This is a genomic window from Armatimonas sp. (assembly GCF_031410135.1).
GTDB lineage: Bacteria > Armatimonadota > Armatimonadia > Armatimonadales > Armatimonadaceae > Armatimonas.
In genome coordinates, this window is the sequence record NZ_JANNYP010000781.1 from 1 (window position 1) to 1,101 (window position 1,101).

A 1,101-nucleotide genomic window follows, 5' to 3' on the forward strand; every position below is an offset into this window, starting at 1 on the left:
CCCGAGCTGCTCGACTGGCTAGCCTCGGAGTTCATACGGCTCAAGTGGGACATGAAGGCCATCCAGAAGACCATTGTCCTGAGCGCAACCTACAAGCAGACTTCAAAAACAACGCCCACACTGCTGAAGCGTGACCCGGAAAACCGGCTCTTTGCCCGCGCCACGCGCCTGCGGCTCCCCGGAGAGGTGATCCGCGACCAGGCGCTCTGCGCAAGTGGGCTGCTGGTGGAGAAGCTTGGAGGTCGTAGCGTGCGGCCCTACCAGCCCGACGGCTTCTGGGACGAGCTCAATGTCTACGGCAATCTGCGAAACTACAAGAACGACAAAACGCCTGATGGCCTCTACCGGCGCAGCCTCTACACGATCTGGAAGCGTAGCGCGGGGCCGCCCACAATGGGGCTCTTTGACGTGCCGGGCCGCGATACGTGCCGCGTGAGGCGTAGCCGCACCAACACGCCGCTTCAGGCACTGGCACTCCTCAACGAGGTCACTTTCGTCGAGGCGGCACGTCAAATTGGCCAGCGCATGCTTCTCGAAGGCGGCACTACCCCCGACGCACGCCTCACTTGGGCCTACAAGGTGCTACTCTCCCGCCGCCCAAGTGCCCAGGAGCTTGCCCTCCATAAAGTCGGACTCGAAAAGCGTCTGGCCCGCTACAAATCCACGCCCGAGGAAGCGAAAAAGCTTCTTGCTCTGGGTGAGAGCAAGCCCGACCCCAAGTGCGAGCCAAGCGAGCTGGCCACCTACGCCATGACCGCCAGCATTCTCCTCAACTTAGACGAGGCCATCACACGGGAGTAGGCTTACGCCGCCAGAGGGTACTCGTCGTGGTCACGGTAGTACGAGAGGCAGTGCTCGCGAATGGAGAGAGTCCAGTCTTTGTGGCAGTTTGTCACCTTGAGGGTTGCAAAGCCATAGCGCAGCCCTGCCTGCACGGTAACGTCTTTATCGTCGACGATAAGATCGAAATCAAAGGCAGGAGCATGCTTGATGGATGTCCGGGGAGCAAGCCCAAGCCGAACGGCATTCTGGTGCTCATGTCCCGTGATGACTCCCCCGAGCTTGACGCCATTGAGGGCAAAGAAAAGTCGAACTTGGTGG

2 protein-coding genes are annotated in these 1,101 nt (G+C 60.4%); one reads left to right on the top strand and one right to left on the bottom strand.

All coding sequences use genetic code 11. The features are described 5' to 3' along the window. A partial coding sequence (locus RMO15_RS28640) for a DUF1553 domain-containing protein (protein WP_309721081.1) occupies positions 1-801 on the top strand: 801 nt, incomplete at its 5' end. A gap of 2 nt (positions 802-803) precedes the next feature. Here the strand turns inward: RMO15_RS28640 and RMO15_RS28645 are convergent. After that, the coding region (locus RMO15_RS28645) for a hypothetical protein (RefSeq protein WP_309721083.1) at positions 804-1,101 on the bottom strand (298 nt) is incomplete at its 5' end.